Annotated in this window: 16 protein-coding genes; 12 read left to right on the forward strand and 4 right to left on the reverse strand. The window is 65.3% G+C overall.

What is annotated here, in order from left to right; genetic code table 11:
* The first annotated feature begins 3 nt into the window (after positions 1–3).
* Both ACSZL9_RS03765 and ACSZL9_RS03770 read left to right on the forward strand, forming a co-directional pair.
* Positions 4–807 carry an alpha/beta fold hydrolase gene (locus ACSZL9_RS03765; RefSeq protein ID WP_446664128.1) on the forward strand — a complete coding sequence of 268 codons (804 nt, stop codon included), beginning with the start codon at positions 4–6 and terminating at the stop codon, positions 805–807.
* Positions 808–889: 82 nt separating this feature from the next.
* Complete coding sequence (locus ACSZL9_RS03770) at positions 890–2,413, forward strand: APC family permease (protein WP_446664129.1); 1,524 nt, start codon at positions 890–892, stop codon at positions 2,411–2,413.
* 141 nt (positions 2,414–2,554) lie between these two features.
* Here ACSZL9_RS03770 and ACSZL9_RS03775 read toward each other — a convergent pair whose 3' ends face one another.
* Together ACSZL9_RS03775 and ACSZL9_RS03780 are read right to left on the reverse strand one after the other, a co-directional pair.
* The gene (locus ACSZL9_RS03775) at positions 2,555–3,112 is read right to left on the reverse strand and encodes a cysteine hydrolase family protein (RefSeq protein WP_446664130.1); all 558 of its coding nucleotides are present in this window, start codon (positions 3,110–3,112) and stop codon (positions 2,555–2,557) included.
* Between the two features lie 60 nt (positions 3,113–3,172).
* Positions 3,173–4,261: a GNAT family N-acetyltransferase gene (locus ACSZL9_RS03780; protein WP_446664131.1), complete on the reverse strand. Its 1,089-nt coding sequence runs from the start codon at positions 4,259–4,261 to the stop codon at positions 3,173–3,175.
* A 30-nt stretch (positions 4,262–4,291) separates the two neighbouring features.
* Here ACSZL9_RS03780 and ACSZL9_RS03785 point away from each other — a divergent pair, with 30 nt between their 5' ends.
* A complete protein-coding gene (locus ACSZL9_RS03785) occupies positions 4,292–4,780 on the forward strand; it encodes a MarR family winged helix-turn-helix transcriptional regulator (RefSeq protein ID WP_446664132.1) in 489 nt (162 codons plus the stop codon).
* 619 nt (positions 4,781–5,399) lie between these two features.
* Here the strand turns inward: ACSZL9_RS03785 and ACSZL9_RS03790 are convergent.
* Positions 5,400–5,846 carry a hypothetical protein gene (locus ACSZL9_RS03790; RefSeq protein ID WP_446664133.1) on the reverse strand — a complete coding sequence of 149 codons (447 nt, stop codon included), beginning with the start codon at positions 5,844–5,846 and terminating at the stop codon, positions 5,400–5,402.
* 232 nt (positions 5,847–6,078) lie between these two features.
* Between ACSZL9_RS03790 and ACSZL9_RS03795 the strand changes: the two genes are divergently transcribed.
* Both ACSZL9_RS03795 and ACSZL9_RS03800 read left to right on the forward strand, forming a co-directional pair.
* Positions 6,079–7,833: an exonuclease domain-containing protein gene (locus ACSZL9_RS03795; protein ID WP_446664134.1), complete on the forward strand. Its 1,755-nt coding sequence runs from the start codon at positions 6,079–6,081 to the stop codon at positions 7,831–7,833.
* A 148-nt stretch (positions 7,834–7,981) separates the two neighbouring features.
* Positions 7,982–8,929, forward strand: coding sequence for a GTP pyrophosphokinase (locus ACSZL9_RS03800; RefSeq protein ID WP_446664135.1), 948 nt, complete (start codon positions 7,982–7,984; stop codon positions 8,927–8,929).
* Positions 8,930–8,970: 41 nt separating this feature from the next.
* On the opposite strand, the gene ACSZL9_RS03805 is transcribed toward ACSZL9_RS03800, so the two are convergent.
* A complete protein-coding gene (locus tag ACSZL9_RS03805) occupies positions 8,971–10,038 on the reverse strand; it encodes a DNA cytosine methyltransferase (RefSeq protein WP_446664136.1) in 1,068 nt (355 codons plus the stop codon).
* 74 nt (positions 10,039–10,112) lie between these two features.
* On the opposite strand from ACSZL9_RS03805, the gene ACSZL9_RS03810 reads away from it, so the two are divergent.
* From ACSZL9_RS03810 to ACSZL9_RS03840, 7 genes are all read left to right on the forward strand, one after another.
* Entirely contained in the window at positions 10,113–10,535 is a 423-nt protein-coding gene (locus ACSZL9_RS03810) for a very short patch repair endonuclease (protein WP_446664137.1), read from the forward strand.
* A 78-nt stretch (positions 10,536–10,613) separates the two neighbouring features.
* Positions 10,614–15,242 (forward strand): sacsin N-terminal ATP-binding-like domain-containing protein, encoded by a 4,629-nt coding sequence (locus ACSZL9_RS03815; RefSeq protein ID WP_446664138.1) that lies wholly within the window; start codon positions 10,614–10,616, stop codon positions 15,240–15,242.
* Positions 15,239–16,960 carry a UvrD-helicase domain-containing protein gene (locus ACSZL9_RS03820; protein ID WP_446664139.1) on the forward strand — a complete coding sequence of 574 codons (1,722 nt, stop codon included), beginning with the start codon at positions 15,239–15,241 and terminating at the stop codon, positions 16,958–16,960. Before ACSZL9_RS03815 ends, ACSZL9_RS03820 begins: the two co-directional genes overlap by 4 nt.
* Positions 16,961–16,965: 5 nt before the next feature.
* A complete protein-coding gene (locus ACSZL9_RS03825) occupies positions 16,966–20,142 on the forward strand; it encodes a helicase-related protein (RefSeq protein WP_446664140.1) in 3,177 nt (1,058 codons plus the stop codon).
* Positions 20,135–21,841: a DrmB family protein gene (drmB, locus tag ACSZL9_RS03830; protein WP_446664141.1), complete on the forward strand. Its 1,707-nt coding sequence runs from the start codon at positions 20,135–20,137 to the stop codon at positions 21,839–21,841. Before ACSZL9_RS03825 ends, drmB begins: the two co-directional genes overlap by 8 nt.
* Before the next feature lie 16 nt (positions 21,842–21,857).
* Positions 21,858–23,462: a hypothetical protein gene (locus ACSZL9_RS03835; protein ID WP_446664142.1), complete on the forward strand. Its 1,605-nt coding sequence runs from the start codon at positions 21,858–21,860 to the stop codon at positions 23,460–23,462.
* A 9-nt stretch (positions 23,463–23,471) separates the two neighbouring features.
* Entirely contained in the window at positions 23,472–26,336 is a 2,865-nt protein-coding gene (locus ACSZL9_RS03840; RefSeq protein ID WP_446664143.1) for a helicase-related protein, read from the forward strand.

The following is a 26,336-nucleotide window of genomic DNA, read 5'->3' on the forward strand; positions in this document are numbered from 1 at the left end:
TCCATGCGCACAACACAGCAGCCGCTGTTGCCCGTTTACGACTACCGTCCGGGAAACGGGCCAACCCTGGTGTTTCTGCACTACTGGGGTGGCTCGGCTCGCACCTGGGATCTCGTGGTCGACCGCTTGGCAGATCGCGCCGCCCTCACTCTCGATCTTCGCGGATGGAGTCGTTCAAGGACGCTGCCCGGCCCCTACACGCTGCACCAGCTCGCAGCCGACACGTTTGCCGCGATTGCCGACGCGGGCGTCGCCGACTACGTCCTGATCGGACACTCCATGGGCGGCAAGGTCGCGCAACTGGTCGCGTCGATCCGGCCCACAGGTTTGCGGGGCCTGATCCTGGTCGGGTCCGGGCCGGCGAAGCCTGCCGCAGAGGTCACTGCCGAGTACCGAGAAGCGCTCTCTCATGCATACGACTCCGACGCGTCCGTCGCGAGCGCACGCGACAACGTCCTCACCGCGATCGGGTTGCCCGAGTCCGTCAGTGCCCAGGTCGTTGCCGACTCGCGCGCCGGTGCCGAGGCCGCCCGGACCGAGTGGCCACTACACGGCATCGCCGAAGACATCACCGAGCACACGCGCCTGATCGATGTCCCAGCACTCGTCGTTGCCGGGGAGAACGATCAGGTCGAGCCGGCCCATGTGCTCCGCGACAACCTGGTGCCCTACCTGTCCGACGTCGACTTCCTGGTGGTCCCGAGGAGTGGTCACCTGATCCCCCTCGAAGCGCCGGCCGACCTCGCCGATGCGATCACCGGCTTCTCGACAAGACTCTCTGGCGGGTGCCGGAGCGAAGCGAGGTGACCTGCGTATCGAGATCCGAGACCCGCGAAAGTCACACATTCAGTTTCCTCATAGATCACCTACGGCCACATACGGTCAATCGATGGGAATGCTGCGAACGCTCGTCCGCACCAAGGACGTCGACACCGTCATACATCAGAATGACGAAGCCGAGAGCTCCGGTGAGGGGCTCGCCAAGAGCCTGTCGTCCAGGGACCTGATGGGTTTCGGCATCGGGATCGTCATCGGCACCGGCATCTTCACCCTCACCGGCGTCGAGGCCAAGAACCAGGCCGGGCCGGCGATCGTGATCTCGTTCCTGATCGCCGGGATCGTCGCGATGATGGCGGCACTGTGTTATGCCGAAGTGGCGTCCGCGGTGCCGACCGCGGGCAGTTCCTACACCTACGCCTACACGACGATCGGTGAGATCTTCGCGTGGATCATCGCGTGGGACCTGATCCTGGAGTTCAGTCTGGGCGCTGCCGTGGTCGCTCGCGGCTGGTCCGGCTATCTGCAGAGCTCGCTCGGGCTGCACGGGTCGTTCTGGGACAGCATCATGGGCGAAGGGTCCACGGTGAATCTCGGTGCGGTCTTCATCGTGGTCGTCCTGGGCATCGTGGCCGCTGTCGGCATCAAGGAGTCGAAGTGGATCACCAACGCACTGGTGGTCATCAAGGTCGCGATCTGCCTGTTCGTCATCGTGGCCGGTCTCTTCTTCCTGAAGATGTCGAACCTCACGCCGTTCTTCCCGGAGTCCAAGCCGGCGCACGGCACCGGCGAAGCGCTGAAGCAACCGCTGTGGCAGTGGGTTTCCGGGATCGAGCCGTCGTCATACGGGATCGCGGGCGTGCTGGTCGCGTCGGCCGTGGTGTTCTTCGCGTACAGCGGGTTCGAGGCGGTCGCCAACCTCGGCGAGGAGACCAAGAACCCGGGCAAGGACATGCCGCGCGGACTGATCGGGACGCTGGTGATCTGCACGTTCCTCTATCTCGCCGTGTGTTTCGTGATCACCGGGATGGTGAAATACACCAACCTCGACGAGGGCGCTCCGATCTCCGAGGCCTTCAAACCGCACATCGGCATCGCCGGATTCCTCATCGGTCTGGCGGCGGTGTGTGGACTCAGCTCGGTGATCCTGGTCGACATCGTCGCGATGGGCCGCATCGGCTTCGCACTCTCGCGGGACGGCCTGCTGCCGGAGGGCGTCGGCAAGGCGCACCCGAAGTTCCAGACGCCGTTCTACCTGACGCTGGGTGTCACCGCCGTCGTCGCCGTGATCGCGGCCACCGTCAAGCTGGCGACGCTGGCCGAAATGGTCAGCATCGGAACGCTTTTCGCATTCGTCGTCGTCGCGATCGCCGTCGCTGTGCTGCGCCGCACGAAGCCCAAGATGGAGCGGCCCTTCCGCACACCGCAGGTGCCGCTGCTGCCGATCATCACCGCGGTGCTGTGTTTCGCGCTGATGGCCAGCCTGGCCGTCGAGACCTGGACCCGGTTCCTCGTGTGGCTGGTCATCGGCCTGGTCGTCTACTTCGCCTACGGCCGCAAGCACTCCACGCTCGCCCGCGGCAGCCGTGGCCGCAAGCCCGGTCTGGTGGGCAGCCAGGTGTCCGGCGAGGACTGACGGCCGACGCTGCCCGAGTGACGATCCCAAGCTGGTCGAGTGACGCCCCCAAGCTGGTCGAGTAGCTCGTGAGGGACGAACGAGCGTATCGAGACCCCGCGACCACCTCGCCGGCCCCGAGCGCCATACGCTGCCTGGCCTTCAGCGGAGGTCGCCGACGGTGCTCACAACGGCACCGTAGAGATCACCGATGGTCGCCAGCGCCGCTTCGTGCAGCTGAGCAGCGGACACCGCACCAGCCACCGATCGCAGCGCACGGGTAGCGCAGGCGTCCGCGACGATCGTGGGCTGATACCCCTCGAGGAACGCGCCTTCGGAGGTGAAGGTCACGCACATGTGTGTCATGAACCCGGCGATCACGAGATGCTTCCTGCCCGCGGCCCTGAGTCGCTGTGACAGGTCGGTGCCGATAAACGCATTCGGCACGCGTTTGGTGACCACGGCCTCGCCGGCTACAGAGGCGACCTTGGGGTGGATGCGTCCGTTCTCCCCCTGCAGGTCGAAAGGGCTGCCCGGCCCGCTGTCGTTGACGACGTGGATGACGGTGGCGCCGGCGGATCGTGCGTGCACCAACAAGTCGGCGGCCGCATCGAGTGCTGGCTCCCAGCCGTCGAGCTGCAGTGGACCGGACGTGTAGGTCTGTTGGTAGTCGATCAGGACCACCGTGGCATCGGCCAGATCCGCGACGGAGCTGTGCATGCCGAATTGCGTTCGTAGTGTTGCGTTTTCCATGACTATGGCTACCTTTGCGGCTCAGTGTCAGGTCAGGGTCGGTGTGCGCGCGTCGACGAGGGACTTGCTCAGGTGTATGACGCCGTCGGTCGCGTCGCCGCCCTGGGCGAACCCTGCGCTTTCGTAGAACCGGATGTTGTCCTTGCTCTGCGCACCGGTGCTCAACTCAAGACGCGCACACCCGCTTGCCAAGCGCGTCTCGGCAAGGCCCAGCAACCAGCGACCGACCCCCGCCCCGCGCTGGTCGGGCACCACTGCGAGACGGCCGATGTGACCCACACCGCCGTCGGTCCGTGTGCGGACCATGCCGAGGAGCCGCCCGTCGCGCCACAACCCCAGCGCTGACCAGTCCTCGAGCCAGGCGCGGACGTCGTGCGTGCCTTCTTGGAGCGGCGCGAGTGACAGCGTGGAGTTGGCGAGCGCTTCGTCGACCCAGCAGCATCGCTGCAGCACGACCATCTGTGGAGCATCGTCAGGAGTCAGCGGACGGACATATGAGCCCGGCACTGGTCCGGTGACCGCATCGTCGCGCCCCAGCTCGCGCAGCGGGCGAAGTGCGTGTGCAACGCGGGTGAGCTCGCTCAGCATCCCGTCGGCTGCCGCGGTCAGTGATGGGTCGTCACGGACCGCGCCGGTCTGCGTCATGGCATCGGTCAAACGCAACGCGACGGTGGCTCCCAGCGGCACGAGACGCAATGTCGTGACGACCTGCTTGGCATGTTGCACAGATCGGGTGCCTGCAGAAGTGTTGCCGTAGCTGACGAATCCCATGGGTTTCCAGGCCCATTCGCGCCCGAGGTAGTCCAGGGCGTTCTTCAAGGTCGCCGGCATGCCGTAGTTGTATTCAGGGGTCACCACGATGAAGCCGTCCGCTGCGTCGACCAGAGCGCTCCAGTCCCTGGTATGGCGCTGCCGGTAGATCCCGGTCGACGGGTGTTCCTCCTCATCGAGGAGGGGCAGCCCGAGCTCGGCCAGTGACACCGGCCGTAGGTGCACGCCCAGCGCGGTAGCAGCCGGCTGAAGAGCCTTCATCGCCCAGTCGGCGATGAGCGGGCCGGCGGCACCCGGACGTGTGCTGCAGGTGAGGACCATGACCTCAAGAGATTTCGTTGACATGTAATCGAACGTAACCAGTAGACTGATTACATGTCAACGAAAAAGCCTGGCTCCGCCTTTCCGGTGCTGGACGAGCAGGAGGAGCTCGCCTGGCGCGCGTTCCGCCGGATGATGATCGGCGTGCGCACCGGCACTGCCCGCGACCTCGCGGGAACGGGTCTGTCCGAGCCCGACTACGAGGTGTTGAGCACCCTGGTCGAGCGCCCCGCGACGACGAGCACGCTGCATGAGCAGGCCGCCAAGATGGGTTGGTCCAGAAGCCGCCTCTCGCGCCATGCGACCCGCATGGAGGACAGGGGTCTCATCCGGCGCGCACCCGACCCGGCCGATGGACGAGGATGCCTGCTCACTCTCACTCCAGCCGGACGTGACGCCCTCCGCAGTGCCACGCCGACCCACTTGGCCTCTGTCCGAACGCATTTCGCCGATCGACTGAGCGCCCGAGACCTTGCCGACATACGCCGAATCGCGGCCAAGCTCGATGCGTCCGAAGCAGATCCGGAGAGCAGGCGCACATAACGACGCCTCCACTCCAGATGGCGCAGCACGTTCGCCGACGTCGAGGTGATCGCCGAAGCCGAAACGGCGCGCCGTACCTCGAATTCGAGGCCGAGCCGCTGCCGCACGTCGTCGTCATAGACCGGCATCCGTCCGGCCCGGAGTGTTCTCGAAGTCGCCCCGCGCCGACCTCTGACGCCGAGATCAATGGATTCGGGCACCCGAGGTGTCACACCTCGGTCATAGTCGGACTGAGTGCCCGAACTACTGAAGGACCTCGGCGAATGCCCAATCTGTGGCAGCGCCGCTGTCAACGCGATCGCGTATGGCGAGCCCCTCCCCGATTACCAGGACACGTGGCCAGCGAACGTCCAAGTCGGCGGTTGCGTTGTCCGAGACAGCCAACCGAGCCTGCGGGGGTTTTGCGGCACCGAGTGGCACGACCCGAGCGCGGCATTCGGAGCTCGGGTGGCAGGCGAATTGACGGTCCCCGAGCCAAGAGGCCGCGCGTGAGCCGGGTCGATCAGTGATGACCGCGGATGACCGTGCTTCACCAGATGTTCGGAGACCCAGCGCGTCACGCGTGATGGTTTGCCACACCGACCGGATCGAGGTAGCCACACAGCACTGCCGCGGAAGCTCACCCCGCGGGTTCAGCTGTCTCGCCCCGTTCAGCAAGCCGGTGTCGATACAGCGCCCGCCGCCGATCCGTTCGAAATGCAAAGGCACCAATCGTGAACGCCGGCAACGCCAAGGCGAGACCGAAACAGACCCAGTTCAGGACGGTGAGGGCGTACGCAAGTCGCCAGGCCGTGTACCCCACCAGGGCCAGACTCCACGTGAGGACGATGCCGTAGACGTAGCCCATCAAACGGGATGACTCCTCGTTCTCCCGCTCGGCGATCACGAATGCACGTGTATTGATGGCGGCGTCGAGCGAATGCCGCGCATGAACCGGCAGGTCCATCTGAAACAGAGCAACGTCCCGCTCCAACTTCGATCGCTCTCGATCCCGCGACATCCACTCAGAGCCTCCGATGGCGCCGACTATCGCAACCACGACGCTTACCAGCGTTACCCAATCCATCGCGGCAGATTAGCCCTCAAACGCACCTGGAGATCGAATTTCCCGCAGCAGCGAGGTCGCGCCCCTGCCCCTGCCCGTGGGATGGCAATGCCACACGTGGCGGTGGCCGCCAGAAGCGATGCATGTGATCAAGAAAGCTGCGCCCGAACGCTTTGGCTTCTACCATCCCCATATGTCGGGGAGCGCAGTGTTACCGAAGTCAGTTACTGATGCGTTTCCCTATTCGTATGCAGTGGTCGATGTCGAGACGACAGGACTCAGCGCAGAACGGGATCGAGTCCTGCAGATCGCGGTCACCCAGTTGACGGCGGGTGGAGCCATCGAGGACCACTGGACCACCTTGATCGACCCTGGCTGCGACCCAGGCCCGACGCACATCCACGGCATCACCAAGGACCGCCTCCGCGGGGCACCCGGCTATGCCGACGTCGCCGACCACATCCATCAGCTGATCGACGGCCGCGTCTTCGTAGCCCACAACGCGCGCTTCGACTGGGACTTCCTCTCGTCCGAAGCACGGCGTGCGTCGGTGCACTTCCCGAGCCATCAACGGCTGTGCACCTGGCAGACGTCAGCAATGTTCGACTTGCCCCTTCCGAACCTGAAGCTGGGCACCATCTGCAAGTACTGGGGCGTCGCGCAGGCTCGCCCACACGACGCTGCCGACGACGTCCGCGCACTGGTCGAGGTCACGCGACACTCGCTGGCGTACGCATCGTTCCTGCACCTGAACCTGCCGATCTCCCGCCCCCGGCCGACGGACGGCTATCCACCGCGAGCGCCACGGGTCAGTTGCCCGTGGACCTATCCCGGTCGGCACACGCCAGGCGGGCAACTTCGTCAAGGTATGACGGTGGTCTTCACCGGACCGATGGCCGTTGATCGAGCCGAGTTGATCGCAGAGGCAACAGATGCCGGACTCGCCGTGATGAACAGCGTGAGCAGCCGCACCAGCGTGTTGGTTTCGAACAACACGACCACAACCCACAAGGCGAAGCGCGCGCAGTTGCAAGGCACAAGCACTCTCAACGAGCCGGACTACCGACGTCTGCTGACAACGATTGAGCCCGGCACCGCGAAGAACACCGAGTCGAAGACCCCAACCACGCCTGCGGTCCCCGAGAAGCCGGTGGCACGCGACAAGCCGTCCCGACCGACCTCTCCCCCGACCGGCCGACTGGCCGGCCATCGGGTCCTCATCCTCGGCGGCGCTGCGGACGAAGCGCGGTCGGTCCGTGACCGGATCGTCGCGCTGGGTGGTGCTTGCGCCGTCAACCTCACCGCCTCAGTCACGGCCGCCGTGCCGCTTCCCGGTCATGAGCGCGAAGGGCGGTGGCAACGTGTGCGAGACAGCGAGCTCCTGCTTCTCGACGCCGACACGTTGCAGCCGCTCGACAAGGATCGCTCAGCGGCCGTGGCGCACACATTGACGACGGGCACTCCCGTCGTTGTGGACACGGCCGTCACCGAGCTACCTCGAGGCGGTGTCACTGACCTCGACACGGTCCCCTTCGTCGTGACCGCTCGATGGTCGCACTCGGCCGCCATCGGCGAGGTCGATGTTGTCGCGTTCGTGCTGGGCAGCGACGGGTTGGTCGACGAAGACGCCGACTTCTGCTTCTACAACCAGCGCGAACATCCCGACGGTCTCGTGGACCTCGAGCTCGACACCGTCGGCCAGGCGTCGGCCACTGTCCGCCCGGAGAACCTGAGCAACGATCGACGCATCACGCTGGCCGCCGCCATCGATGGTCAAGGTGTCTTCGGACAACTCGGGGCTATCGAGCTCGACGTCCGCACCGTGGAAGGTCAGTCACTGGTCCATGCGACGCTCGATGCGGCCGATCGGGAAGCATCGTTGCTCCTCGCCTCGGTGTACTGGCGCAACGACACGCTGCGCTTCCGCGCAATCGGGCAGGGTTATCAGCACCGGCTGGAGACTCTGGCAGTGAGCTTCGGTGTGGACATTGAGGATTCGCCGGCATAGTGCAGGATGCCGCGACCTGGGTGGTCACGGTCCCCCGGTGTTGCGCCACACCCCCTACGAGATTTCGTGCCTCACGGCAGCACCGAGGAGTCCCGACCGTGATAGACACTGAGTGAAGTCAAGCGGAGAACGCTCAGGGGTGAGCAGCATGAGTACTTCAGGGGAACCAGACATCGCAGCATGGGTTGAGCGCGCGTATGACGAGCGCGGTGACGCTTGGCAATCGGCACGCGACGTCGTCGGGCATTGGCTGGGCAAGATTTGCGACCAGGTTCTCACGGGTGCTGATCGCACCCGACTGGACACGAGCCACTCGCGCATCAAGGAGCACGCTCGGGCTCTGGACAAGTTGCGGCAGAAGGCAATCGAGGAGGACCTCGAAATCTCCTCGGTCTCCGATGTCGAGAGAGCGCTGACGGACATCGTCGGGATGAAGGTGCTCTGCAAGTCGACCCGGGATCAAAAGGCGGTGTTCGAGCTCTTGACCGATCTCGAGGCGCTCGGTCAGCTCGGTGTCCACAAGGAGCGCAATTACGTCGCCGACCCGAAGCCGTCCGGATATCGCGCTTGCCACGTCATCCTGCGCGTTCCCGTCCTGAACGAAGACCCGGTGCTGGTCGAGGTCCAGATCAAGACACGCCTGCAGGATGCATGGGGTGAGCTGACCCATGAAGATCTCTACAAGCCCGGGGCGGCAATGAAGCCCCAGCCATTCCACGAGTCGGTCGGGCGCGCCATGGCATCCCTCCTGGCGGAGGTCGACAAGCTCGCTGACGATCTCGCGGTTGAGCTCGAGTCCGCGGCGGACATCGGTGAGGCCGACGCGGACCATGATTCCGCGGACTCCTCGGACAGCCTCGCCGTGCGTGTCCGGACTACAGGTGAGAAGTACGCGCTCGCGGTCGACAGTGATGGACAGCAGGGACTCATTCCCGCTCGAGCAGTCCGTGACGCTGTTGGCGCGTCGGGCATGATCCATGTTGACGACTACGTCCATGTCGGCGACCGCCTCCATGTCCTCGTACAGGAAGATGAACGCGGTCTCTACTACCTGCCGGTGTCGATCGATGTCGGATCAACGGACGAAAGCAGCTAACGTCGCGGTTCCTGCGACGAAGGCTGACCGGCTGAGCGGCGTCACTCGAGCGCCGAGCCGATGACCGCACCTATGGCGGCACCGAGCTCGAGCGGCACAGCATTGCCGATCTGACGAGCAATCGAGGTTTTGTTCCCCACCCATTTGTAATCGTCCGGGAAGCCCTGCAACCGCGCGGCTTCCTGATGTGTGATTGCCCGTGGTTCGGTTGGGTGCAGGAAGCGTCCCTTCTCCGGCTTGAAGAACTCGGTCCGAATCGTGACAGACGGCTTGTTCCAATGCAGGCGCCCCATGACGTCGCTTGCGCCCGTCTGATGGCTCCGCCAGCACGGTGTCAACAATTCATCCGGGATATCCCGCCGGTTCCCACCCTCTGGGATGTACGCAAACCGCTTGAGCGAGATCAGCTCGTACGTCCTGGTGAGGTGAAGCTCGTCGGTCGTGAAGACGCCGGGGAGTTTGCGCCCCTCGAACTCGATGAACCGATCCGGGAGGAGCTGGCGCCGAACGACCTCCGACAGCCCCAGAAGACGCGACTTCACATCCACCCGGTGCGCCTTGTCATGTGTAATCTCCGGCCATTCCGGTGCCGGCATGTCGCGGCGATATCCGATCATCACCGCACGCTTGCGCTCCTGCGCTGCACCGTAGTCGGCGGAGTTGAGGACGTCGAACTTCACGCTCCAGTCCGACAGATCGCCGTGATCGATCCTCTCGCGGAACTCGGAGAACTGAGGGCTTCGGAGAAACGCAGCGACGTTCTCGACGACGAAATACTTCGGGCGGGCAAGCAACAGGACTCGGGCGTACTGCTCCCACAGCTGGTTACGTTCGTCGTTGACGTCTCGTTTACCGAGCGCCGAGAAGCCCTGACACGGCGGTCCGCCGACGACGACGTCCGCGGTCGGGACCGACCCCGCGTCGACCCACGCGGTGATGTCCCCACAGTGGACATCGGCCTCGGGAGTATTCGCAGCGAAGGTCGCGGCCGCCGACAGATCATGCTCGACCGCGGCAATCGTCCGGAATCGCGGGTCGGCCGAGTGGAAGCCCGCTGTCAGACCACCAGCACCGCTGAACAGATCCACAACGGTGATCTCAACCTTCATGGCAGCAGGGTAGCCCCAGCCACCGACCAGTGACCTCAGACGCGCCACGAAGCGGGAAGGAGTAGACAGGAAGCATGGCCCCACGTCCTTCGAGCAAAGGAGTCTCGGAGCGCATGCGCCGTCAACGGCGGCGGGACACCGCTCCTGAGCTCGCGCTACGCCGGGCACTTCATGCCCGTGGGCACCGATACCGCGTGGATGCTCCTCTGCCCGGTCTCCCGCGGCGGCGAGCCGACCTGCTCTTCCCAGGAGCACGGGTCGCCGTTTTCGTCGACGGCTGCTTCTGGCACGGCTGCCCGGTCCATGCGACCGAGCCGAGATCAAACCGCGACTGGTGGCAGCAGAAGCTCGCGGGAAACCGTGATCGCGATCGCGACACGAATCAACATCTGTTGGATAGCGGCTGGGCCGTGATACGAATCTGGGAGTGCACCCCTCTGGAAGAGGGGATACGCATTGTGGAGGACGGGCTGACTATGGCGGAAACCCAGCGATAGCAGTCGAATCGGGATACCGTTCGCCTCACCGATACGGGAGCGGTCGCGGCGTGGACGGCGAGACAGGGGTAGCAGCAGATGGCGACTTGGGCAAGCGTCGACGGCGAGCTCGCGGCGGCAGTCGAGGACCAGAACGAACGACTGATCGAGACATATCGGGCGGACCCGAAACGACTCGAGGAGGACGCGAACACCGAGCGCTCGGTCCATGACGGTGCCTACTCCCAACGACAGTTGTACGAACTCCTGCAGAATGCCGCGGACGCCATGCGGACCGGCGAGGGCCGCTGTGAAGTCCTGCTCACCGATCACACTCTGTATGTCGCGAACCAAGGCGCTCCACTCTCCGTTCACGGCGTCGAGACATTGATGGCAGCCCACCTATCTGCCAAGCGCGACGACCAGATCGGGCGGTTCGGCCTCGGCTTCAAGTCTGTTCTAGCGGTGACCGACTCGCCCCGGATCTACAGCCGTTCGGGCTCGCTGGGGTTCGACCGCGCGGGCTCACGAGCCCGTCTCGCGAAAGAAGTGCCGGGCAGAGATCACTACCCCGTTGCTCGTCTCGCGGACGCACTGGATCCGACCGAGGCACGACGCAACGACACAGTTCTCGACGGGCTGATGAAGTGGGCGACAACCGTGGTGGTTCTTCCGCGACTCACGAGACGTCAACACATCGCGGATGCAATCAGGACCTTCCCTGCGGAGTTCTTGCTCTTCTCCCGGCACGTGACCCAGCTGGACCTCGAAGATCGCCTGTCGGACGGGACGGCGCGCCGCATCACCATGAGCCGAGCTGAGGACGGCCTCGTCTCACTCGACGACGCCGGCAGGCGATCCAAGTGGTCAGTGACGTCAAAACGGCACTCACCCTCCGCCGACGCTCTTCGGGAGGGCGGCTACCAAGCGGCCCGGGAGTCGGTAGAAATCGCTTGGGCGGCACCTGTGGAGGGAGCCACCCAGAGGCTCGGACTCTTCTGGGCGTACTTCCCCACCGCCGAGATGACGACTCTCTCGGGCATCGTGAACGCACCGTGGAAGCTCGCCGACGACCGGGAGCGGTTGCTCGCCGGCGCCTTCAACGACGAGTTGTTGACCGAGGTGTTGCCCACGCTCATTTCGTCCGCGCTGCCGTCCCTGACTACCGCTGCGCGGCCATGTGTGGCGATCGACGCGCTCCCGGCCCGCGGTAAGGAAGCTCGAGGTCATGCCGACAACGTGATCAACCAGCCGATCTACGAAGCCGTGTCGCGTGGTCAATGCATCCCCAACATGCTCGGGGAACTCCGCCATCCGCGAATGGTCAAGCTGCATCCGGACAAGATCACTGCGGAGGAGCTGGAGCTCTGGGCGGCCGTGTGCAAGGACCCCGAGCGTTGGACCAGTCATCAGGTGGAAAGCGCCGAACGCCGCTCGAAAGTGTTGCGGTTGCTCAACTTCCATCAGAAGTCGGCAGTCGGTGTAAAGGAATGGGTCGAGCACGTCGCGAAGAGCGGGGTGGAGGGTTCCGCAGCCGCCGTCCGCATCGTCGCCTCGATGGTTCAGCGCGATTCGAGCCTCAGGGACGAGCTCAGACTTGCCCGAGTGCTCCTCCTCGAGGACGGCACGCTCGACGCGCCCCGCCGCGGCCAGGTCTTCCTGCCAGGTGGCAATGTCAAACCCGGCCAGCTCATCATCGATCAAGTGCTCGCGGCCGATCCTGCTGTGGAGCATGCCCTGGGGATCCTCGGCATCGAGATCTTCGACGATGCCGGCGAACTTCGCAGCGAGCTCACCGAACCAGAGATCAATTGGGAGAGAGTGTGGTCCTCATCTCGCCGGCTCGACGCCCGCGAGGCCGAGGTGATTTTCCGTGACGTGTTCGTCAGCCCCGATCAACTGATCACGAAAGTCCGAGCGCGCACGCTCTCCGGCAAGTGGAAGTCGCCCGGCCAAAGCTTTCTGCCCGGCGAAGTGATTCCCGAGGGAGCTGGGCGCGATGGCGATTTCGTCGTCGACCACAGATTCCACAAGCAGGACCTCGGGTTGCTCGCCGCTCTCGGCTTCGTGGAGCGGCCGGAACGCACCAAGGATCCGGCCGCGGAACCATGGCGGACTGCCAACGCTCAAGATGCGCGACAGCAATACCGCGACCAGACCCAGCAGCCAAGCCTGCCCGACGCACGGATCGACATCGATCGCGATCGGGTGCTGTGGCCGCTCGAGTTCATGCCCGACCTGTCGGACGAAGGCAGAGCGGCGATCACGCGAGTCGCTCTGCGTGCATTGGACGGCTGCGAGGTATGGCGCCTCACGCGTGACACCGGTGGTTTGTCGTTCTCCGTGGTAGACCCGACCTGGCTCAGGCTCGGCAAGTACGGCGTCCTCCGCACAGAGGCCGGTCTCCAACCCGTTGCCCAGTGCCTCACACGTCCTGACGAGTTCGACGATCCGCGCGACGCCACCTGCCTGCCCTACCTGGTCGACGTCGTCAGCAGCCAACAAGCCGACGTGCTTCACCTGAAGGCCGAGCCGGATGAGCTGAACGCCGAGTCGTGGACCGCCTTGCTCCGCGATGCCTCGGGGTGGAACGCCGAGCGCCGTTTCCAGCTCTACGCGTGGGCCGCTTACTGCGGTGTCGCTCCACCGCAGACCATCAAGGTCGATCGCGGACCTGGGCATGTCGGAGTGCCACCGTCTGACGCGGCTGTCACCGCGGCGGACGAGGTGCACGCCTCGCTGGTCGCGGCCAACATCCCGGTGGTCAAGTCCGCGTCGAGCGACGATGCGGCGCTGCTCGCGGAGCAGTGGGGACTGGCGATCGGCGAGCGCATGCTCGACGAGAAGGTCGTCTCCGAGGAGTCCGGTGAGCCCTACCTCGCCCTCGACCGATTCGCGCCACTGCGGCTCAGTCTGGGCACCGAATGGCATGACCTCGAGGTCCAACCCTGCAACTCCATCCAACTGCTCACGTCCACCCCGAAAGGTCAGACCTCTCGGGCCCTCGAGGCGAGACTCGAGGGCAATCGGCTCTACACGACGGTCGTCAAGGACCGTGACGTGCTGGCTGTCATTGCCCAGGAGACGCAGACCGCCTTCAATGCGGACGCGATCCTCCGCCGGATGGAGAAGCAGCGCCTGGAGCGACTTCGGGTTCGCATCCGCGACACCGAGGACATCCTCGACAAGTTGGTTCTTGCCATCGGAGTAGACGGCCTGAAGTCTTCGGTTCCCGAAGCCGCCATCGATGCACTTTCGGGGTCACTCGGAAGAGAACTAGAGCCATCAGAGTTTGCTCGACTTGCGGTTGCGGTCGATGGCTACGAGGTGCTTCAACAACATCGACGGCAGCTGGCCGAGAACGAGCTCAACCCACCGACTCAGTGGGCGGGTCGTGGCGCCGCGCGCTCATGGGTCCGCGACCTTGGATTCCCAATCGAATTCGCTGGCTTCACTACCTCCCAGCGCGAGCCGGAGATTGAGGTAGATGGACCGCTCGACCTCGGCGACCTGCACGACTACCAAAAGGCGATCGCCCATCAAATCAAGCGACTCTTCTCGGCTTCACCCCGCTCGAACCGGGGCCTGGTCTCTCTGCCCACCGGCTCGGGAAAAACCCGAGTCGCTGTCCAGGCCATCGTCGAGCACATGACCGAGAAGGGTGGAGATATCCGTGTGCTCTGGGTCGCAGACACCGACGAGTTGTGCGAGCAGGCGATTCAGTCCTGGTTGGCTGTATGGCGGGAGCTGGGTCGTAAGCGAACGCCACTAACACTCAGCCGACTATGGGGAGGAAACGCCCCGGAAGAACGGGACGGCCTGCAGGTGGTAGTCGCTTCGCCTGCGAAGATCCGCATGATCCTCGGCCGTGCTGATTGGACCGACACCTACGGCTGGCTGCGTAAACCAGCGATGATCGTCGTGGACGAAGCTCACAAGGCCATCGATGAGCAAGCAAGAATCCTTCGAGCCATAGGCGAGGCGAGCAGAACCAACGACATGGTGGTCCCACTGCTCGGGCTCACCGCAACACCGTTCCGTGGCTTCAACGAGACCGAGACGAAGGTACTCATCGATCGTTACGACCAACGATTGGACATCGGCGCGTTCCCGGATGATGACGTCTACGGCTACCTTCAGGAACTCCAGGTGCTGGCGAAGGTAGACCAGGTCGAGCTGGAGGGAAGTGACATCTTCCTGACCGAGGCCGAGCTCGAGGAAGCAAAGGGCTTCAACCGGCTCGCGCCTTCCGTGGAACAGCGCCTGAGCCAGGACCATGGGCGCAATAACAGGATCGTCGAGTCGTTGTGTCAGGAGGATGCTGCGTCGAAGGTGCTGCTGTTCGCCACCTCTGTGGAGAATGCCCGCGTCCTTGCTGCCTTGCTGACCTATCACGGCGTCGAGGCACGCGCAGTGGATTCGGAAACGGGCGCAGCCGCGCGGCGGCAGTACATCGAGGATTTCAAGGAAGGTCGAGTGCGAGTCCTCACGAACTACGGCGTCTTCACGGAAGGGTTTGATGTGCCGGCAGTCGACGCGGTCTACATCACCCGCCCCACCTTCAGCCCGAACATTTACCAACAGATGGTGGGTCGTGGGCTCCGCGGGCCGAAGAACGGTGGCAGCGAGTTTGTGCGGATCGTCAACGTCGCGGACAACATCACGAACTATGGCGAGGAGTTCGCGTTCAAACACTTCGACTACCTCTGGGAGAAGGAGACGCCGTGACGGTCGTGTTGGACACCGCGCAACGCGATGCCGTCGATGTCTCGCCTGGCGACCGACAGATCGTTCTGGCCGGCCCGGGCGCCGGCAAGTCGGAAGTGGTCGGTGCCCTCGCTGCTCATCTCGTGGACGACGAAGGAGCCTTCCCCGAGGAGCTACTCGTCATCTCGTTCAGCCGGGCCGCAGTCGGCGTGGTGGAGCAACGCACAGCTGAGGTCGTGGATGAGGGACACGGGGTCGAGGTACGCACCATCGACTCCCTCGCCGCTGAGGTGATCAGGGAGCTCTCCGAGGACGAGCCGACGTTCCGCGGCTACGACAAGGCCATCGAGCAGGCGACGGCCTTGATGCGTCAAGCCGACGAACCGGTGTTCGACCACCTCCGCCACGTCATTGTCGACGAGGTCCAGGACGTCGTCGGTGTTCGCGCCGACTTCGTCCTTGCGCTGCTGAGACATGGCGTCCGCGACGACACCGGATTCACTCTGCTCGGAGATCCGATGCAGGCGTTGTACGACTTCCAACTGACGAAGCAGCATCCGAAGACGTGCTCGGACTTCCTCGCAGAGATCAAGACCTCGTTCGACCCAGCCGTCGTCGAGCTGCTCGGCGACCATCGGTCGAGGACCGTTACCGCAAGGACGATCAGCGGACTGCGTGGCGAGCTGCAGAAGCTGGACGCGAAGCCCCTTTTTCAGCGACTGCAGTCGGCGCTCGCCGACCTCTCCCCGCTCGGTGACCTCGATGCAGACGCCGCCGAGACCGTTTCCGTCTGGCGAGGACGCACCGCTTTCCTCTGCGACACCAACGCACGCGCGGGCCTGGCCGCACAGCAACTCGCCGACTTCGGGCTCCTGGCAGAAACCGCAACCTCCGTGACAGATGCCGGATTGCCTCCGTGGATCGCCGTCTCCCTTGCGGATCACCCGAAAGACACCGTCGGCTTCGACGAATTCGTCGAGTTGGCAACCACTTCCGGATGTGAGACGCCACCGGAAGTGGCCTGGCGCTCTGCACGTGCACTGGCACCCGGCGGCAGTTCGCTGAACATACCCGCGCTGGCGTCGGCGCTGGACACACCACGAGGCCGCAACCTCTTCCGCCGCTCACCGACCTCCCGGATCGTGGTGTCGACCGTGCACCGCGCCAAGGGCTTGGAGTTCGACAACGTGGTGCTGGTCGATCCGAACGAATGGGTCTGGGACGACGACCTCGCCGGGGCGTCCGCGCTCCTGTATGTCGCTCTGTCACGAGCGACCACCAACGTGACCACGGTCGAAGGTGCATCGACACAGCCGTGGCGTCCCGCCGAGGCCGGCAGTCGCTCGGTCTGGACGAAGGCGTGGAAGCGACGGGGCGGTCTGTTCGGAGTCCTGATCGAGCCGTGGATGGCGCGTGGTCTCGGCCCGACCACCGCGCCGCTGCGGGATCTCGTGGGCCAGCCCGTCACCTGGGAGCACGATGAGCCGATCCTCATGGACGGCGAGGAGATCCCGAGCTGGCGCGCTCTCGTCGACGACGTCGCGGTGGCCACGACCGGCGCCGACTTCGGAAAATTCATGACCGGCAGGGTCTTCGGGTCCGTCATCCCCGATTTGCGCGGCGCCCGCATCGACGGTCTCGAGACGGCTGTCGGTGCTCCACGCCAGGATGCTCCCGGTCACCACGGACTGTGGCTGGCCGCACGAATCTCCGGACCCGTCGACCTCGACTGGAAGTGAACCTGATGAACCTGCAAGACGCCTACGCGACAAGGAAGTTCGTCGTCGACCGGCTCAAGGGAGATCTGCTGGGTGACGAGCTCGATGCCGAGCTGAGCGAGCGGCCGATGACCCGCTTCGTCGTCGGCGTGCTCTACCCCCAGGTCGACTCGACCGGACCCGCTGCGACCTCCGACAGCCCGGAGAACGACGACATCGACAAGTCCAGCGACGGCGACGCGGGCTCCCCCACCACCGAGGGCGCTGACGACCCCCAGGTCTCCCTTGCCCGAGTCCGTAATCCACGCACCATGGGCCTCACCTTCGCCGCAGCCGAGACCGCCACGAACGTCCAGGTCACCGTCGAGGCCTCCCGCTACATCCGCTCCGACACCCCGACCGGCAAGGAACGCTGGATCCGCGAGACGATCACCGCCGGACCGATCCAACTCGATGTGACCACGCCTGGCGCCATACGTGAGCAGGTGGTCGACGGCGTCCGACTGGAGATGCACAGAGTCGTCCGTGAGCCGCGAGACGGCGCCGTCCCGATCACGCTTGCGCTCATCAACGACGAGACTGCGCCGAGAAGCGAGCGCGATGCGAAGTGTTGGTTCAACCCGACCATCACGGTGACCGCGCCCGCAGGGGAACTCGTCGCTCGCCCCGAGTCGGTGATCGCCGGGCTGGACGACCTCGAGGTCGCGTCGCAGCGGTTGCTGTTCAGCGACGTGCAGTCGTATGCGATCGGCCACGGGTGCGGCGTCGGATGGATCGACGACGTGACCTCGATCCACACGTCATTCATCCCGTCGCACGAAGTCCTGCTCAGCAGTCCCGCCGGCCCCGACGGCATCGATCTGCGCATGGTCCACCTGTCCGAATCCGGTGATCTGGCCGACCTGACCTCCCTCGTCTCCGCCTACCGGCACTGGATCGACGGGCTCGACGATGACGGGCTCTCCGACGAGGACTTCTCCGCAGCACTCGACCGTCACAAGGACGAGGCCGGACAAGCCGCCGACCGTATGTCGGACGGCATCTCGCTGCTGCTCTCCGACCCGAATGTCCGCCGAGCGTTCGACCTGATGAATCTTGCGATGGCACAGCAACGTAGCCGCCAGGATCACCATCGGAACGGCCAGATCGGGGATCCGGCGCAGTCCGCGGTTGAGGCGGCGTCCTGGCGGCCCTTCCAGATCGCGTTCATCCTCGTCAATCTCCGCGGGCTGGCCGACCCCGAGTCACCCGATCGGGAGATCGCAGACCTGCTCTGGTTCCCGACCGGTGGCGGCAAGACCGAGGCTTACCTGGGTCTGATCGCGATCGCGATCCTGCTCCGGCGGTTGCGCAATTCGAGTGACGGCGGCGTGTCGGTGATCATGCGCTACACCCTCCGGTTGTTGACGCTCCAGCAGTACGAACGCGCAACCGGATTGATCTGCGCGCTCGAGGAGCTGCGTCGCAAACACCTTCCAGCAGCGAGACCGATCTCGATCGGTCTCTGGGTGGGTCGCAAATCGACCCCGAACAGCTTGGCTGACGCGAGCCAGGCCTTGAAACATCAGAAGAGCGGTCGGGTCGACGACGCGGACGACGCGTCTGATCCCGTTCAGCTGCGCCAATGCCCCTGGTGTGGCACAGAACTCACCCACAAGAACTATGACGTCGCTGACGGTCGGATGAACGTTGTGTGCCCGCACGTCGGTTGTCAGTTCGGCGGCGGTCTGCCTGTGCACATCGTCGATGAGGACGTCTATCGCGAGCGTCCCTCGTTGGTGATCGGCACCGTCGACAAGTTCGCGATGATGGCGTGGAAGCGGGAGGTCGGCAACCTCTTCGGCAGCGCCGGCGCCACTGCGGATGGCGCGACCAACTCACCGCCCGATCTCATCGTCCAGGACGAATTGCATTTGATCAGTGGGCCGTTGGGCACAATGGTCGGTCTCTACGAAGCTGCGGTCGACGCCGCCTGTACCCGGCCGAGCAAACCGAAACTCGTTGCTTCCACCGCGACGATCCGGCGGGCCACCGATCAGGTCCGTGCCGTGTTCGATCGAGAGGCGCGCCAGTTCCCGCCACCCGGCAGAACCTATCGAGACTCGTACTTCTCCGTCGAGGCACCACGCGACAAGAAGGGTTCCCGGGAGTATGTCGGTGTGCTCGGCGCGGGAACCAGCCAGACGACACTCATGGTCCGCGTCTACGCGTCGTTGCTCCAGAGCGCGGCCATGGTCCCTGAGGACAGCGCCACCAAAGATCTCTACTGGACGTTGCTCGGCTACTTCAACGCTCTTCGCCTCCTCGGTGGTGCGTACATGCAGGTGATCGACGACGTCCCGGCCGAGATGAAGGTCATCGCCGGCCGTCGTCACGAAGACCAGCGAACGATCGACGACCCGCGCGAGATGACCTCCCGCAAGAAATCGACCGAGATCCCGCACGAACTGAAGATCATGGAGCGCAAACGGGGCGAGACAGACTGTGCCGACGTCGTTCTCGCGACCAACATGATCTCGGTCGGAGTCGATGTCGACCGGCTCGGTGTGATGGCGGTGATGGGCCAGCCGCAGACGACATCCGAGTACATCCAGGCGACGTCCCGCGTAGGACGTCGTGACCCGGGTCTGGTCGTCGCTGTCCTGAACGGCGCACGCAGCCGCGACCTGTCGCACTACGAGAACTTCGCCGGTTATCACCGGATGCTCTACCGGCACGTCGAGGCGACCGGCGCGACACCGTTCGCGCCACGCGCCCGCGATCGTGGCTTGCACGGTGTGCTGGTCTCCATGGCTCGAATGACGATCGCTGCTGCCGCCGACAGCAGAGCCGCAGGTCACGCGGAGGACTGGCCTGAAGCTCTGCGCAAATGCGTGGACCAGATCGTCGAGCGCGCAAGCGCACTCGCAGCCGCGACCAAGGATGTGCCCGAGGACCAGCACCCCGACAGGGTCAGGAACGAGCTGGAGACACTCGTCAACACCTGGGCGGATGATCTCGAGGTCGATCACTACGAGGGCTGGTTCGACCGCGCCAAGGGCGCTTTGCTCGTCGAAGCCTCGAAGGCTGTCGTCCGGAACGACGACGAGCGAGTCGAGTTCCCGGTCGAGGATCCACCATGGCCGACCTTGACCAGCATGCGCGATGTCGATGCCGAGTCCAGCCTGTTCCTGGTCCGTTCCAGAAGGAGTTCACGTGGTTAGCAAGATCGTCGCCCGTGCACGTCGCACCAGCTTGGTGTCCACATTCGGCGTCGGGTCGCTCTACCCGGCGGAGAAGGACAGCGTGATGATCTGCGGTCTCGAGCACTGGCCCGACAAGTTCGTGTCGGAGCTGCACGAACCGCGCCTGGAGGCGAGTCTCGGCGTGCAGGAGTTCCGGCAGCCATCAACCGGTCGGAAGAACGGTGACGTCCCTGTCGTTCGGTTCCCGACTTGGGCGTTCTGCCCGAAGTGTCGGCGGGTCGATCTCGTCTGGAAGCTCACCAAGGAAGAGTCTCGCCTCTGCACCAAGTGCAACGAGGGGACCATCACGCCGTCGCGCTTCGTCGCCTGCTGCGAGAGGGGGCACATCGAGGACTTCCCCTACCAGCGGTGGGCGCACGACAAGGGTGTCGATGTCAGCGGGCATCAGCTGAGGCTGCTCACCAAGGGCGAGTCGTCCGCACTTGCGGACCTCGAAGTCGTCTGCGACACGTGCGGTGCGCGCCGATCGCTCGACGGAGCATTCGGCTTCACTGCGCTCAGAGAACTGAAGCCGTGCGGCGGCCGACGCCCCTGGCTCCCCGGGTCCGCCGACGACGTGCCGTGCGACGGGACCCTCCGCACCCTCCAACGAGGTTCCTCCAACGTCTGGTTCGCGGCGACACGATCGGCGATCTCGATCCCGTCCGTGCATGAGCGGGCAATGCGGTTCGCGCGGCCGCTGATGAAACGGCTCGCACCTGACGCTGATCCGGTGCTGGTCGCGAACATGTACAAGCCGCCGACCGGAGTCACACCGCAGGATCTCGCCGACGCGATCGTCGAGTTGCGACTCCCACTCGAGGCCCGGCACAGGCCGACCAACACCGACCTGCGCGCCGAGGAATACACGGCGCTGGTCCATGGGCTGGACGAGAGTGACGAGGACAGCAAGTTGTTCCTGTGCGAGGAGTTGGACCTCACTGGCAGCGATCTCCCGGAGATCATCGCCCAGGTGTCACGCGTGTCCCGCCTGCGGGAAGTGCGCGCGCTGCGCGGCTTCTCACGGGTGACCCCTGCTGACCCGGAAGCCGACAGCAGCAAGTCGAATCTCGTGCCGTTGAGCGCAACGCACACGTCGTGGTTGCCAGCCATGGAGGTCCTCGGAGAGGGCGTCTTCCTCCGAATCGATGAGAAGGCCCTCTCCGCATGGTGCGAGACCGACTTCGCCAAGGGACGGGTGCGCGAGATCCTCGACAGTCAGGAAGCGCTCGGCGCGACTTCACTGGCGTCACACCTCGAAGTGACTGCGCGCTCGCTGGCTCTGCACTCGCTCGCGCATGTGTTGTTGGACGAGTTCTCGTTGACCGCGGGGTACCCCACCGCCTCGTTGCGCGAGCGGGTGTATGCCGAGGACGGCCAGGCGGGCATCCTGATCTACACCGCGACCGCGGACAGCGCCGGCAGCCTCGGTGGGCTTGCCGCGCTGAGCGACAAGCATCGCTTCAACAGTGTGTTCCGCTCGGCTCTCGAACGCGCGCGCTGGTGCACCTCTGATCCCGTCTGCATCGAGTCCGGTCCTTCGGGTGTCGACGGAATGAACCTCGCCGCCTGCCATGCCTGTCTGCTGCTGCCGGAGACCAGCTGTGAGCAGTTCAATCTCGTCCTCGACCGCAAATGCCTCATCGGCACTGACGGACTCATCCAGCTAAAGCCCTGATCCCACAGGAGGATTCATGTCAGACGACATCGCCGCGTCACCGGCGGATGCCGCGCCGGAGCACTCCTTGGTGGAGATCGCACCCGGCTTCGGGGCCCTGCTGGGTCCTTCGGTCCCTGATGGCTTCGAACTGCTGGAGGCCGCGGTGGTCCCGGACCGGGCCAAGCACGACATCACATCGACGGTCAGCACCTTGATCGGCGCCGGGAACCTCGGCGCGCAGGCGCTCATGGGGCAGACCAATCTGCAGGGCATCGTCCGGCTGGCACCCGAGACGCTCAAGGCGCTCCAGACCGCCACTCCCTTGACCTCCGGGGGTGTCAATCTCGGCACCCTTGTGGACTCGAGTGGGCATTTCGCGCACTCGGTGCGATGGATGCCTGCAGCAGGCGTGCAGGGGGCGAGCGCGGCCGCGACGATCGGTCCGGCACTCGCGACGCTCGCGATCCAGATTCAACTTGCCGAGATGAAGTCACTGATGCAGGACAACCTGCAGCTCACCGAGGCGGTGCTGAAGGAGGCCCGCAACGAACGCTGGTCGTCAGCGTCCGCACTGCGCGAGACCCTTGCCCACGCACTCGGAGAAGCCCAGGACATCGGCGAGGTGACCGACGGCGTATGGCAGAACATCGCCGGTCTCGAGGACGATCTGCGCCGCGAGCGCAAACGGGCCCAGCGGGCCGTCGACGACCAGGTCCGTGCTCTGCGCGCACAGAAAGGACACACAGATCGGCGCAAATTCCTCGACGAGCACGGCGAAGCGATCCTGGCGGATGTCTTGTCGCTCGTGGCGACCCAGCAGGCGTGGTTCATCTACCAGGGCCTGCGTGCCGGACACCTCTACGAGGGCGCAGAGACCACACCCGCGAACGACGCACTGATCTCCCGCATCGTCGACAACGCCCAGGTCGAGTGGGAGAAGTCGAGTGGGAAGGTCAAAGAGCTGGTATCCACGCTCCACCAGCAGTTCGCCGTGTTCGCCGAGTTCCCCGGCAGCAGAACCATGCCCGTCGGTCGCGCGCACAGCGCACGCAAGAAGGTCTCTGGATCCGCACGAGATTTCCTGACCCGACTGGAGGTGCTCGAGAAGGAGATCGACTACGCGCCTCGCACGGTCCCCGAAGCAAGGGTGTCGCTCATCGTCGACGAGGACCATAGGAAGCGCGTTGCAGAGTCGCTCCGGTGGCAACTCACCGGCTCCGAAGAGCTGCTCGCCCTGGCCGTGGGCGATGCTCGCGGCGCATTCTCCGGCGACCGCTACCTCGCCGTCACCGGCGAGCGGCTCCTGGTCGGCCGTGCCTCGGACATCGACCGCAACGGCGAGCCGTGGCACATCATGCGGACACGCGACGTGCGTTACGTCAAGTCGTCGGCCAACGAGAAGTGGTCGGAGATCACCCTCGACGTCTACCTGCCCGACGACGAGTTGCACCTGAAGTTCGATGTCCCCACCGACTCCGGGACAGCCCGGTCGGACATGGAGCAGCTCATCCAGTTGCTCCGCAGCTTCATGAACCTCCCCGCCGCCGAGGTCCCCACCTCACCGCTGGCGCTCGAAGCAGCCGAAAACGACCGCACGCCAGTCGAACCTGCGCGGTCACCCGAGCTGCTCGACTCATAGGATGCGCTGGTGAGTGGGGAGACGTCGACGCCGGACAACATCGCACCGGGTTCCCTGGTGGTGGTGCGCGACGAGGAGTGGCTCGTCACGCAGGTGTCACAGACGCGCGACGGTCTGCTTGTCGACGTCCAGGGCCTCTCCGAGCTCGTTGCCGGGACCTCGGCGCAGTTCAGTCAGGACCTCGACCGGATCGAGGTCTTCGACCCGAGCCTGACCAAGGTCGTCGCCGACAGTTCCCCCGGCTATCGGCGGGCAAGACTGTGGTTGGAGGCGACACTCCGCAAGACGCCACTGCCGATCGACGACCCCACCCTCGCGGTCGCCGACGACATGCTGCTCGACCCGCTCGACTACCAGCGGAAGGCCGTTCACAAGGCACTCGACCCGTCGATCCTGCGACCCCGGATCCTGCTGGCCGACGCGGTCGGACTCGGCAAGACCCTCGAGATCGGCATGATCCTGTCCGAGCTGGTCCGCAGGGGCCGCGGCGAGCGCATCCTCATCGTGACACCGCGTCATGTCCTGGAGCAGATGCAACAGGAGATGTGGACCCGGTTCGCGCTCCCGTTCGTCCGCCTCGACTCCGTCGGCATCCAACAGGTCCGGCGCCGCCTCCCGGCGACGCGCAACCCGTTCAGTGTCTACCGCCGCGCCATCATCTCGATCGACACGCTCAAGAGCGACCGCTACCTGGCGCACCTGCGCAAGCACCGCTGGGACGCCGTCGTGATAGACGAGTCGCACAACATCACCGGATCGACGACCCAGAACAACCGCCTCGCGAATGTCCTTGCACCGCAAACGGATGCGCTCATCCTGGCCAGCGCGACACCGCACAACGGCAGGAAGGAGTCGTTCGCGGAGCTGATGCGGTTGCTGGAGCCGACCTCGGTCGACCCGGACGGTGAGATCGACCCCGCGGACATCGAGCGGCTCGTCGTCCGTCGTCACCGCAACTCGGCCGAGGTCGCCTCCGTGGTCGGCGCCGACTGGGCCGAGCGCGAGGAGCCTCGGAACATCCTGGTCGATGCCTCGCCCGACGAGGACGCGATGGCCCAGGAGCTCGCCGACCACTGGCTGTACGGCGGACCGCCCCGCACCGGCGGCGAGGCACTCTTCGGCTGGACCCTCGGCAAGGCGTTCCTGTCCTCACCGGCCGCACTCGCCGAGACCGCCCGCGCACGCATGAAGCGCGCCGAGCACATGAGTCTCGCCGACCACGAGTCCCTCACCCGTCTGGCCGACCTCGCCGAGCAGTCCCTGGACCAGCGGACCGGCAAATACGCCGCGCTCCTCGAGGAGTTCGACCGCATCGGCATCAGCGTCGGATCGCCTTCTCGCGTGGTGGTGTTCGCCGAACGCGTCGCGACCCTGCACTGGCTCCGCGACCGGATCATGCGTGACCGCAGGATGACCGACCAGCAGGTCCGTGTCCTGCACGGTGGTCTGAGCGACGTCGAGCAACAGGAGATCGTCGATTCCTTCAAGCAGGAGGGCTCTCCGATCCGGGTGCTCGTCACCGGCGATGTCGCCAGCGAGGGTGTCAACCTGCACCGCCAGTGCCACGAACTGATCCACTTCGACATCCCGTGGTCGCTGATCCGGATCGAGCAACGCAACGGCCGCATCGACCGCTACGGCCAGCAGTTCCCGCCGCTGATCACGACACTCCTCCTGCAACCACGCGACGACCGGTTCTCCGGCGACGTGCGGGTGCTGCGATCACTGATGGAGAAGGAATACGAAGCGCACCGCGCACTCGGCGACACGGCGTCGATCATGGGCAAGTACGACGTCGCCGCCGAGGAGAAGCAAATCCTCGACGTGCTGCGCGGGCGCAAGCAGCTCGAGCAGGTCATAGCCGAGCCCGACGAGGTGATCGACGGAGACGACCTCGAAGCATTCCTCGCTCGTCTCGGGCAGGGCGATGACGAGCAGACGCCGACTGCTCGGCGCACCGCCGCGACCGGCTCCGGGCTGTATGACGCACCGGTCGACTACCTGCGCGAGGCCGTCGCCGAGGTCTACCCGCGGCCCGACGAGGCCCCGCTCACCTCCGGCGGCGGAGGCATCGGCTGGGTCGAGCACCGTGCGGAGCAGATCGTCGAGCTGACTCCCCCGGCGGACCTGCGCAGCCGACTGGCCGTGCTCCCCCAGTCCTACCTGCGCGAGCGCGAGGTCACCACTCGGCTGAAGCTGGCGACGAGCGTCGCAAAGGGTCAGGCATTGATGGCGGCGGCCCTGCAGGACGAGCAGGAGTCGTCGTGGCCGGCCGCGCACTACCTCGGACCGTTGCACCCCGTGCTCGACTGGGTCAGCGACCGGGCACTCGCCCGACTCGGCCGCGGCGAGGTCTATGCCGTCCGCGGCTCGGGTGACGCGACGAGCGTCCTCGTGTTGGGCACCCTCACCAACCGCGCCGGTCAGACGGTCTCGTCGGCATGGCTCCAGGTCGAGTTCCCCGACCCCGATTCACCGTTGGCACTCGTCACCCCGCACGGCTCGGCGGCCGGGATGCTCGATGCGGTGGGCGTCGGCGCCACGATGTCGAACCCGGGTGCGGTCGCCGACGTCGACGCGCTGAGCGGGCTGATCCCCGCGGCGATGCGTCGTGTCGAGCAGCACCTCGCCCAGACCTTCACCGCGGCGGAGCGGCAGGCTGCGCAGCATGTCGAGGAGTGGGTGACACGGGCGACCGCCTGGGAGCGGGAAGCCGAGGCGCTGATCCAACGGAACGATCTGCGACTGCGACGGATCGGTGTGGCCGATCAGGAGTCGTTGGCACAACAGCGACGCCCCGACCGGACCCAGCTGCGACCACTGCTCGTCGTCGTCCCGGCCGGCCATGCCGTCGCCCGACAGGAGGGTGAGTGA

The sequence above is a fragment of the Flexivirga sp. B27 genome (assembly GCF_052905685.1).

Excerpts from the sequence above, each read along its gene's own strand:
- ACSZL9_RS03765 (WP_446664128.1), top strand. The coding sequence starts at position 4 with ATGCGCACAACACAGCAGCCGCTGTTGCCCGTTTACGACTACCGTCCG.
- ACSZL9_RS03770 (WP_446664129.1), top strand. The coding sequence starts at position 890 with ATGGGAATGCTGCGAACGCTCGTCCGCACCAAGGACGTCGACACCGTC.
- ACSZL9_RS03775 (WP_446664130.1), bottom strand. The coding sequence starts at position 3,112 with ATGCACAGCTCCGTCGCGGATCTGGCCGATGCCACGGTGGTCCTGATC.
- ACSZL9_RS03780 (WP_446664131.1), bottom strand. The coding sequence starts at position 4,261 with ATGTCAACGAAATCTCTTGAGGTCATGGTCCTCACCTGCAGCACACGT.
- ACSZL9_RS03785 (WP_446664132.1), top strand. The coding sequence starts at position 4,292 with ATGTCAACGAAAAAGCCTGGCTCCGCCTTTCCGGTGCTGGACGAGCAG.
- ACSZL9_RS03790 (WP_446664133.1), bottom strand. The coding sequence starts at position 5,846 with ATGGATTGGGTAACGCTGGTAAGCGTCGTGGTTGCGATAGTCGGCGCC.
- ACSZL9_RS03800 (WP_446664135.1), top strand. The coding sequence starts at position 7,982 with ATGAGTACTTCAGGGGAACCAGACATCGCAGCATGGGTTGAGCGCGCG.
- ACSZL9_RS03805 (WP_446664136.1), bottom strand. The coding sequence starts at position 10,038 with ATGAAGGTTGAGATCACCGTTGTGGATCTGTTCAGCGGTGCTGGTGGT.
- ACSZL9_RS03810 (WP_446664137.1), top strand. The coding sequence starts at position 10,113 with ATGGCCCCACGTCCTTCGAGCAAAGGAGTCTCGGAGCGCATGCGCCGT.
- ACSZL9_RS03815 (WP_446664138.1), top strand. The coding sequence starts at position 10,614 with ATGGCGACTTGGGCAAGCGTCGACGGCGAGCTCGCGGCGGCAGTCGAG.
- ACSZL9_RS03825 (WP_446664140.1), top strand. The coding sequence starts at position 16,966 with ATGAACCTGCAAGACGCCTACGCGACAAGGAAGTTCGTCGTCGACCGG.
- ACSZL9_RS03835 (WP_446664142.1), top strand. The coding sequence starts at position 21,858 with ATGTCAGACGACATCGCCGCGTCACCGGCGGATGCCGCGCCGGAGCAC.